This window comes from Pseudomonas sp. MD195_PC81_125 (assembly GCF_014060985.1).
Lineage (GTDB): Bacteria > Pseudomonadota > Gammaproteobacteria > Pseudomonadales > Pseudomonadaceae > Aquipseudomonas > Aquipseudomonas parakoreensis.
The window spans coordinates 1-9,921 of record NZ_JABULD010000055.1 but is presented as its reverse complement, the minus strand read 5'-3'; the positions used below and the strand labels follow the sequence as shown (position 1 = coordinate 9,921).

At 59.9% G+C, this 9,921-nt stretch carries 6 protein-coding genes and 3 pseudogenes; 2 read left to right on the top strand and 7 right to left on the bottom strand.

Annotation, left to right across the window (positions count from 1 at the left end; translation table 11 throughout):
* Window positions 1-111 precede the first annotated feature (111 nt).
* From HT737_RS02915 to HT737_RS02890, 6 genes and pseudogenes are all read right to left on the bottom strand, one after another.
* Window positions 112-1,688: pseudogene (locus tag HT737_RS02915) on the bottom strand (ABC transporter ATP-binding protein).
* 9 nt (window positions 1,689-1,697) lie between these two features.
* Window positions 1,698-2,720, bottom strand: a complete 1,023-nt coding sequence (locus tag HT737_RS02910; protein WP_041064553.1) for an ABC transporter permease — start codon at window positions 2,718-2,720, stop codon at window positions 1,698-1,700.
* Window positions 2,720-3,781 carry a microcin C ABC transporter permease YejB gene (locus tag HT737_RS02905; RefSeq protein WP_131671746.1) on the bottom strand — a complete coding sequence of 354 codons (1,062 nt, stop codon included), beginning with the start codon at window positions 3,779-3,781 and terminating at the stop codon, window positions 2,720-2,722. Before HT737_RS02905 ends, HT737_RS02910 begins: the two co-directional genes overlap by 1 nt.
* Window positions 3,781-5,650, bottom strand: a pseudogene (locus tag HT737_RS02900) (extracellular solute-binding protein). Before HT737_RS02900 ends, HT737_RS02905 begins: the two are co-directional and overlap by 1 nt.
* 135 nt (window positions 5,651-5,785) lie before the next feature.
* Window positions 5,786-6,067, bottom strand: a complete 282-nt coding sequence (locus tag HT737_RS02895) for a peptidylprolyl isomerase (protein ID WP_007912303.1) — start codon at window positions 6,065-6,067, stop codon at window positions 5,786-5,788.
* 96 nt (window positions 6,068-6,163) lie between these two features.
* Window positions 6,164-7,032 (bottom strand): annotated as a pseudogene (locus HT737_RS02890) (esterase/lipase family protein).
* A gap of 338 nt (window positions 7,033-7,370) precedes the next feature.
* On the opposite strand from HT737_RS02890, the gene HT737_RS02885 reads away from it, so the two are divergent.
* Window positions 7,371-8,228, top strand: coding sequence for a hypothetical protein (locus tag HT737_RS02885; protein ID WP_306287152.1), 858 nt, complete (start codon window positions 7,371-7,373; stop codon window positions 8,226-8,228).
* A complete protein-coding gene (locus HT737_RS31635; protein WP_306287151.1) occupies window positions 8,218-8,550 on the top strand; it encodes a hypothetical protein in 333 nt (110 codons plus the stop codon). Before HT737_RS02885 ends, HT737_RS31635 begins: the two co-directional genes overlap by 11 nt.
* A gap of 71 nt (window positions 8,551-8,621) precedes the next feature.
* Here the strand turns inward: HT737_RS31635 and HT737_RS02880 are convergent, their stop codons facing one another.
* Window positions 8,622-9,656, bottom strand: coding sequence for a 3-deoxy-7-phosphoheptulonate synthase (locus HT737_RS02880; protein WP_182401380.1), 1,035 nt, complete (start codon window positions 9,654-9,656; stop codon window positions 8,622-8,624).
* Window positions 9,657-9,921 lie beyond the last annotated feature (265 nt).

The window sequence follows — 9,921 nt, the reverse complement described above, 5'->3', positions numbered from 1 at the left end:
TCCCACAGGTTTCTCTGGGGTACCCCATATTTGGGTACAACCCGAATCCCTGTGGGAGCTGGCTTGCCAGCGAAGGTCGCGACCCGGTATCAAGGCAAGCGCCGATTATGCCTACCCCGGATGCGCCGCTGCCAACAGCTCTTTGGTGTAAGGGTGCTGCGGTGAGTCGAAACACTTCGTGACTGGCGCCGCGCTCGACCACCTTGCCGTCCTTGATCACGATCATGTCGTGCGCCAGCGCCCGTACCACCGCCAGATCGTGACTGATGAACAGGTAGGTCAGGCCGTGTTTTTCCTGAAGGTCGCGGAGCAGGGCGACCACCTGCTTCTGTACGGTCCGATCGAGCGCCGAGGTCGGCTCATCGAGCAGGATCAGCGCCGGCTTCAGCACCAGGGCCCGGGCGATAGCGATGCGCTGGCGTTGACCGCCGGAAAATTCGTGCGGATAGCGATGACGACTTTCCGGATCGAGACCTACTTCCTTGAGCACGCGGATCACCTGGGCATCGCACTCTTCGGCGCTGGACTGACAATGCACCTCCAGCCCCTCGCTGATGATCTGCGCCACCGACATCCGTGGGCTGAGACTGCCGAAGCGGGTCCTGGAACACTACCTGCATCTGCCGGCGCCACGGCCGCAACTGCTTCTGGTCGAGGCCATCAAGGGCGGTGCCCTGAAAGCGAATGCTGCCCTCGGAATCGAGCAGCCGCAGAATCGCCTGGCCCAGGGTCGATTTACCCGAGCCGGATTCGCCGACAATGCCCAGGGTCTTGCCGCGCTGGATATTCAGGCTGATGCCGTCCACTGCACGCAGGTATTGCTTGCGCTGGAACAGCCCGCCACCGACGACGAACTCGACGCGCAGATAATCCACCTCCAGCACGTTCTCGCGTTCGTCCCGGGGCAGGGCTTCGCCTTCCGGCTCGGCGTTGAGCAACACACAGCTGTAAGGATGTTTTGGCTCGGTAAACAGGGTTTCGCACGGCGCCTGCTCGACGATTTCACCCGCCTTCATCACGCACACCCGTTGCGCGATGCTGCGCACCAGATTGAGGTCGTGACTGATCAGCAGCAGCGACATGCCCAAGCGCTGCTGCAAGGATTTGAGCAGCAGCAGGATCTTGCGCTGCACCGTCACATCCAGTGCCGTGGTTGGCTCGTCGGCAATCAGCAGTTCCGGCTCGCAGGCCAGGGCCATGGCGATCATCACCCGTTGCCGCTGACCACCGGACAGCTGATGCGGATAGGCTTTGAGGCGCTCTTTGGGTTTTTGAATACCCACCAGTTCCAGCAGTTCCAGAATGCGTAGTTGCGCTGCTTTACCGCCCAGGCCGCGATGCACCAGCAGCGTTTCGCCGATCTGTTTTTCAATGGTGTGCAGCGGATTGAGCGAGGTCATCGGTTCCTGGAAGATCATCGCGATGCGGTTGCCGCGCAGTTCCCGCAGCACCTTCGGATCGGCACCGAGCAGTTCCTGGCCGCGATAGCGAATGCTGCCAGTGGTTTGCGCATCACTTTCGGGGAGCAATTGCAGAATCGAATGTGCGGTCACCGACTTGCCCGAGCCCGATTCACCTACCAGTGCCAGGCACTCGCCGGGGCGAATGTCCAGGCACAGGTTGCGCACTGCCGGCTGGCCATGGAAGGCGACATTGAGGTCACGGATTTCGATCAGGTTATCAGTCATGGTCACACTTCAGGATCGAGGGTCGAACGCGTCACGTAACGCTTCGCCGATGAACACCAGTAAAGAAAGAATCAGCGCCAGGGTGAAAAACGCCGTCAGCCCGAGCCACGGTGCTTGCAGGTTCTGTTTGCCCTGACCGATCAGTTCGCCCAGCGAAGCGCTGCCGGCGGGCATGCCGAAACCAAGGAAGTCGAGGGCGGTGAGGGTGGAAATCGCTCCGGTCAGAATGAACGGCAGGTAACTCAGCGTTGCGTTCATCGCATTGGGCAGGATGTGCCGGACAATCACCTTGCGGTCGCTCAGGCCCAGGGCGCGAGCGGCTTTGACGTATTCCAGGTTGCGCCCGCGCAGGAACTCGGCGCGCACCACATCCACCAGCGCCAGCCAGGAAAACAGCGCCATGATCCCCAGCAGCCACCAGAAATTCGGCTCGACGAAACCCGACAGGATAATCAGCAGATACAACACCGGTAACCCGGTCCAGACTTCCAGCAGGCGTTGCCCGAGCAAATCGACCCAGCCGCCGTAATAGCCTTGCAGGGCCCCGGCGGCAATCCCGATCAGTGCACTGATGGCGGTGAGCATCAAGGCAAACAGGATCGACACCCGGGCGCCGAAAATCACCCGCGCCAACACATCGCGCGCTTGATCGTCAGTGCCCAGCCAGTTGACCTTGGAAGGCGGGCTCGGCGCAGGTTGATTGAGGTCGTAGTTGGGCGTGTCGTCGCTGAACGGAATCGGCGGAAACAGCAGCCAGCCACCGTCCTTGCGGATCAGGTTCTGCACGTAATCACTGCGATAATCGGCCTGGAACGGCAGCTGGCCGCCAAATTCCTGCTCGGTGTAACGCTTGAACACCGGGAAGTAGAGCTGGCCCTGATAGCTGACCACCAACGGTTTGTCGTTGGCGATCAGTTCACCGCCCAGCGTTACCACGAACAGTCCGATGAACAGCCACAGCGACCACCAGCCTCGGCGGTTTTTCTTGAAGCGTGCGAAACGACGTCGGCCCAGGGGCGAGAGCTTGAACATCAGGCGTTCCTCGCGGCGAAGTCGATACGCGGATCGACCAGGGTGTAGCACAGGTCGCCGATCAGTTTTATCAAGAGGCCGAACAGGGTGAAGATGAACAGCGAACCGAATACGACCGGGTAGTCTCGGGAAACCGCCGCTTCGTAACTCATGCGGCCGAGGCCGTCGAGGGAGAAGATCACTTCGATCAGCAGCGATCCGGCAAAGAACACACTGATGAACGCCTGTGGAATCCCCGAGACCACCAGCAGCATCGCGTTGCGAAACACGTGACCGTAGAGCACGCGGCGCTCGCTCAGGCCTTTGGCGCGGGCGGTGACCACATACTGGCGGGTTATTTCATTGAGGAACGAGTTCTTGGTGAGGATCGTCAGCGTGGCGAAACCGCCGATCACCAGCGCCGTCACCGGCAACACCAGGTGCCAGAAGTAATCGGCAATCTTGCCCAGGGTCGACAGCGATTCGAAGTTGTCCGAGACCAGTCCGCGCACCGGAAACCAGTTCAGCGAGGTGCCGCCGGCAAACACCACGATCAGAAACATCGCAAACAGAAACGCCGGCATCGCATAGCCGATGATGATCGCGGTGCTGCTCCAGATATCGAAATGGCTGCCGTGATGCACCGCTTTGCGAATGCCCAGCGGGATCGACACCAGATAGGTGATCAGTGTCGCCCACAGGCCGAGGGAAATGGTCACCGGCATTTTTTCCAGAATCAGATCGGTGACGGTGGCGCCGCGGAAAAAGCTTTTGCCGAAGTCCAGCTGCGCGTAGTTCTTCAGCATCAGCCACAAGCGTTCATGCGCCGGCTTGTCGAAACCGTACTGTTTTTCGATGTCCTTGATCAGTTGCGGGTCGAGGCCACGGCTGGCACGCGAAGTGCTGCTCATGGTCTCGCTGGCACTGCCGCCGACGCTCGCTCCGCCGATGCCTTGCAGATGGGCGATGGCCTGTTCGACCGGGCCGCCGGGGGCCGCCTGGATGATCACGAAATTCACCAGCAGGATGATCACCAGCGTCGGAATGATCAGCAGCAAGCGCCGCAGAATGTAAGCCCACATCAGTGCGGTCCTCCGGGTCTGCCACGACCGATTTTTTCGGCGGTCATCTGCTGGTTGGTCAGCGGCGTGCTGCTGATTTCCCACCAACTCTCGATGGCTTCGTCATTGCTGGCTTGTGTCGCCGGCATGCCGAATCGATTCCACCAGACGGTGGAGGTGCCCGGCGGGTAATAGTTGGGAATCCAGTAGTAGTTCCACTGCAACACCCGATCCAGGGCGTGGGCGTAGTGCAGCATGTCACTCTGGGTCGAGGCGAGGATCAGGCCGTTGATCAAGGTGTCGACCGCGGGATTCTTCAGCACCATGTAGTTATTGGCGCCGGGGTCGTTGGCCGAAATCGAGCCGAAGTAGTTGAGCAACTCGCCACCCGGAGATGTGCTGACCGGGTAGCCGGTGACGATCATGTCGTAGTCACGGCTCATCAGGCGATTGACGTATTGCGAGGAGTCGATGCGGCGGATATTCAGGTCGATGCCGATCTGTTTCAGCGTGCGTTTGTAAGGCAGCAGCAGGCGATCCATGCCGTTCTGGCTGACCAGAAAGGTGAAACTCAGCGGTTCGCCCTCGGCGTTGACCAGTTGGTCGCCATCGGGTTTCCAGCCTGCCTGTTCGAGCAACTCCAGAGCCTGCAACTGTTTATCGCGGATCAAGCCGCTACCGTCGGTTTTCGGCGCCTCGAAGACCTGGGTGAAGACCTCGTCGGGAACCTGCCCGCGCAGCGGCTCAAGGATTTTCAGCTCCGCCGCATCCGGCAGCTCGCGGGCGGCCAGGGCGGTGTTGGAGAAATAGCTCTGCTGGCGGATGTACATGTTGCGCATCATCTGCCGGTTGCTCCACTCGAAATCCCAGAGCATCGCCAGTGCCTGACGCACCCGACGATCCTGGAACATCGGTTTCTGCAGGTTAAACACGAAGCCCTGTGCCGATTGCGGGGCCTCGGTGGCCAGGTGGGCTTTCTGCAAGCGGCCGTCACTCAGCGCCGGGCTGTCGTAACCGATCGAATAGCCGGTGGCGGAAAACTCGCGATTGTAATCATAGGCGCCGCCGCGCAGCACCTGGCGTGCGACATCGGTGTCGCCGAAATACTCGATGCTGAAGTGATCGAAGTTGTACAGGCCGCGACTGACCGGCAGGTCCTTGCCCCACCAGTCGGGATTGCGCTCGAATGTGATGCTGCGCCCGGAGTCGACCTTGCCCACCCGATACGGGCCGCTGCCCAGCGGCGGTTCATAGCCGCCGCCACCGGCGAAGTCGCGGGTTTTCCACCAATGCTCGGGAAACACCGGCAGGGTGGCGATGTCCAGCGGCAAGGTGCGGTTCTCGTTGCTCTTGAAGTCGAAGCGCACGGTCAGCGGCGCTTCCACTTCGACACCTTTGACATCGGCGAACTGCGTGCGATAGCGCAGGCTGCCCTGGGTCATCAGCAAGTCATAGGTGTAGCGCACGTCTTCGGCAGTGATCGGCGTGCCGTCGGCGAAACGCGCTTGGGGGTTGATGAAAAAGCGCAGGGACAGGCCGTCCTCTGAACGTTCCATTTTTTTGTGCCACCAGGCCATAGACGGTGTAAGGCTCGTCCATCGAACGCTGGGCCAACGGCGAATAGAGCATGCCGTCAATCTGGGTGACGCCGATGCCCTTATCGATATAAGGCAGGATGTGATCGAAATGCCCGATCTCTATCGCCGAGCGGCGCATGGTGCCGCCCTTGGGCGCCTGCGGGTTGGTGTAGTCGAAGTGGCTGAAACCGGCCGGGTATTTGGCCGGTTCGCCATAGACGGTCAACGCGTGTTGCGGGGTGGCGTCCACACCGGCGGCGCCCAACAACAGGGCCACGGCAGTGAACAGCAGAGAAGGGAAAGCCAGTCGCATTGTCAGCCTTAAAGCCGGGTGATCGATAAGCGCAATTTGTACGCGAGCGGCGCGTCAGTCGCCAGCCGTATCCTGTAACCAAAACACAACGGCCCACCAGAAGGCGGGCCGTTGGGGCAGCAATCAGGCGACGGATCAGTCCTGGCGGCTGGTGACTTCGAGCAAGTGATAACCGAACTGGGTCTTCACCGGGCCTTGCACGACGTTGATCGGCGCGCTGAAGACCACGGTGTCGAACTCCTTGACCATCTGGCCAGGACCGAACGAACCCAGGTCGCCGCCCTGACGACTGGACGGACAGGTGGAGTTGGCCTTGGCGACTTCGGCGAAATCAGCACCGCCTTCGATCTGGGCCTTGAGTTCGTTGCACTTGTCTTCGCTGGAAACCAGGATGTGGCGGGCAGTGGCTTTAGCCATGGGGAAAATCTCCAATCTATTTCAGTAAAGTGTGGAGCCTACCGGAATCAGTAAGCGATTTCTCGGCAAAGTTCCGCTCGGTGCGTTGGCGCACGCTTACAGCTGCGCAGCCCGCAGGCGAGCAGCATGCTCGACGTAGAGGGCGATCGGATCCTGGCCGGTTTTTTTCCCTCCGTCGGTGCGACGCAGACTGCAAGGTGGCTGAAAGGATAGTCGGAGCGGATGACCCGGCCCAGATGGGAACTGTAGCGTCCCACGAAGCCATCGTTCTGTCCGGCCTCAGCGACAAAATGCTCTGATAATCTCCGGCAGACGATATGCACCGGATCAAGTGCCTGCAATAAGTTGTCCTGCAGCGTGCCGCTCCAGGAATAGTAGTGAACGTCATTGACCCGCTCCGCACCCTGGCCGCCCCAGCTGGAAGGCAGACCTTGCGGATACTTTCTGTTGAATTGCCCAACACCTGCGGTCGTCAGGGCATTGAGTGCGGCGACAGCGTTCTGCGGCAGGCCCGGTTGCCCGCTGAGCAGCGAGAGGAAGCGGGCAAACTGTGTTGCAGCGTGCTCCGCCACCTGTTCCGGCAGACCACCTGGTATCAGGGCCTGGCGTAAGGCGTCAGCCAGTTCCGAACCGTGATTGGGGCCACTTACCGACGTGACCGAGGCGACTTTCTCCGGTGCCAGCGCAGCGGCGTAACGGCACGCCAGCGCGCCCTGGCTATGCCCGATCAGGTTGACCTTGCCGGCTCCTGTTCCTCGCAGAACGCTTTCGATCTGGAACATCAATTGCTGGCCGCGTACTTCGTTGTCATGGGTCGCAGACAGCTGCGGCACAAACACTTGGCCGCCTGCTTCCCTCAGCGCTTGCTTGACATCATGAAAAAGCTCGAAATGGCCGATACGGTCAAACCCGAACAGGCCATGGACCAAAAGGATGGGGTAGCGGGTTGTCGCATTCCGTTGCATGTTTCTGCCTCTTTCTGCAGATGCTTGTCAGTGGTTGGTGCGTGCCACTGTAAAACAGGCCTGCGGGTCGGCGATGTCTGAAAGCTCCTCGGTACTGAAAGGAAACTGGACTAAAAGCGGTACGAATATTCGCTTCTGCTTGAGGGGGTAGTCGGAACATTTGGCAATCTTTTGAGCGGTATCGCTTGATTCTGCTTCGTATGCCTACGTCATGCGGTGCATTTACCCTGCTGATGGGAGGCATTGTGCTGACTTCTGGCGATTGCTGAATGGTGTTCAATGGCGTTCGTTCGACGCTGCCTTCATGGCGGCGTTTTATCCAAGGAATGGAGCTACGAATGTCTATATACGAAGTCAACGGCGACGCCTCTGTGGCGACCGCGTCAAATACCTCTCCCGTAGCGGATGACTCCGGTGGACGCGGTCTTCTGAGTTTGAAGGTGGACGGCGAGAACTTCGAGTTCTGCTATCGACCTGCGTCTGCACCGGCACCCGATCCAGTCTCGTGGCTGCCTGCGCCCATGATTGAAGTTATGGAGGGCGGAATGCTTGATCCCACACTGAACCAGGCATTCGTCAGGGTTGCGCCTTACCCGAACATGGTGTGCGGCGACAAACTTGTGCTGCACTGGCAAGGGCTGGATGACGAAGGCTTGTCCTACATCCACGAAATCACTCGCACGGTCAGTGAAGGCCAGGTGGGGCAGGAACTTGTCTTTGTCGTGAAGGGATTGCACATAGCAGCGCTGGAGCGTGGTTCACTGGAGGTTTTCTGGACGCTGTACAGCGTCGCGCTGCCGGAGCCGCTGTCATCCAGGCGCTTGCAGCTGGATGTGGGCGATCCGGAACCCGATCTGCTGGCGCCGATCCTTGAAGAGACGGTGGGTGGGACGCTTGATCCGGACCGTGTTCCGCAAGGGACTGGCGTGATCGTGCGACCTTACGCCCGGATGGCTGTCGGGGACCGAGTCATCCTGTCCTGGCAAGGTGTCGAAGGACTGCCGGTGATCAATGATGTAATGCTCGTAGAACAGTTTGCTGTGGGCGAAGCGCTGTCTTTCTGGATACCCGCGCATTGCATCGCCCCCACATCGCATGCACGAGGTGAGCGTCAGCTACCGGGTAGAGTCAGGCTCGGCTCAGATAAGGCAGTCTGCAAGACTGCGCGTTCTGATCGCACCCTTGATGCGAGGTGATCTTGCAGCTCCGCAGGTACTGGAGGCGCAAGACGGCGAGCTGGAGGTAGTGGATGCCGAGGATGGCATTACCGTGGTGATCGACAATGCCCAGGCTGAGGAGGGGGAGCTGGTTTACTTGAAATGTGATGGTGAGTATTTCAGTCATCGCGATGATCGGGATATCACCCGGGAAACCGCAGGCCAGCCCGTGGTATTCATCGTGCCTTACCGTTTCTGGCGAGAGCATCGGGAAACTGTGGTGCAGGTGTCGTATTCGGTGGAACGGCTGGATGATGTCAGCCAGGCCTCTGAGGTGACCCGTATCCGGGTGCGGGCATAACCTGTGGTGAAAGCTGAACGATGATTCAGCTTTGCGGGATTTTGACAATCCCGCAAAGGCTGTTCAGCTCATCAGGCTCGAAGACGTTCGGCTGCGTTCGATAGCAACAGCTCTGTCGCACTGAACCCAAGGCAACCATCGGTCACCGACACGCCGTAACGCAGGGCGGGGCCTAGAGGCTGGCAGCCTTCGAACAGGTGGGACTCAATCATCATCCCGATCAAGGAACGATCCCCCTGCAGACGCTGTTCGAGCACCGCATTGAACACCTCGGGCTGGCGCAGAGGATCCTTGCCGCTGTTGGCGTGGCTGCAGTCAACCATGATCCGCGCCGGAATCTTCAGGCGTTTCAAGTCGGCACGGACCTGGGCAATGCTTTCGTGACCGTAGTTCGGGCCGTGATGGCCACCACGCAGCACCATGTGTGTGTCAGGGTTGCCCGGGGTCTGAATGATCGCCGGGTGCCCCTGGCTGTCGACACCAAAGTGTCGATGCGGGTGGGCTGCTGAGCGCATGGCATCGACAGCTACAGCGACGCCGCCGTCAGTGCCGTTCTTGAAGCCGACGGGCATGTTCAGACCACTGGCCATTTCCCGGTGGATCTGCGATTCGGTGGTGCGTGCACCGATGGCAACCCAACTGAGCAGGTCGTCGAAGTAGCCGGCAGCCATGGGCTGCAGGAGTTCGGTAGCGACAGGCAAGCCCAGGCGGATCATCTCGATCATCAATTCGCGCGACAGGGTCAGGCCCGCAGCCATGTCGTCGCTGCCATCCAGATGCGGGTCGTAGGCCAGACCTTTCCAGCCGACGGTGGTCCGTGGTTTTTCGACGTAAGCGCGCATCACCAGCAGCATCTCGTCGCTGACTTGATGTGCGAGGCGGGAAAGCTTTTCGGCGTATTCGAGTGCGGAGCGCGGGTCATGAATCGAGCAAGGGCCATTGAGAATCGCGCGGACCGCCTGGCGATGGGCTGCGACTTGCTGGGCGAGGGCATTGCTCAGGGGCAATTGCTGTTTGAGTTGCAACGCGCTGGGCAGACGCAGGGTCAGCGCTTCGTTGGCAGAATCGAGGGTGGACAGTGGCAGAGCAGAAACAGACGAGTTCATATTCAGGATTCCTGGGCTGGCGGCGGGTGCTTCCCGCTCACTCGGCCCTACTTGGGTGTTCGACAATTGGCCGTATTGGCTGCGTGTGTGTGCTTGCCACCTGTGGGTGACCGATCGGAGGCGGCAGGCTGTCCCGAGCGGAGGCTGCTAAATCGCCAGGCGCTAAAAGTGTCGTAACGGTAATAAGTGGCGTAGTTCATGTCGTGATTCCTCAAAGTGTCTGGTGTGTTGCTGAAAAGTTTGGGGCCTGAAAAAACAAAACCCC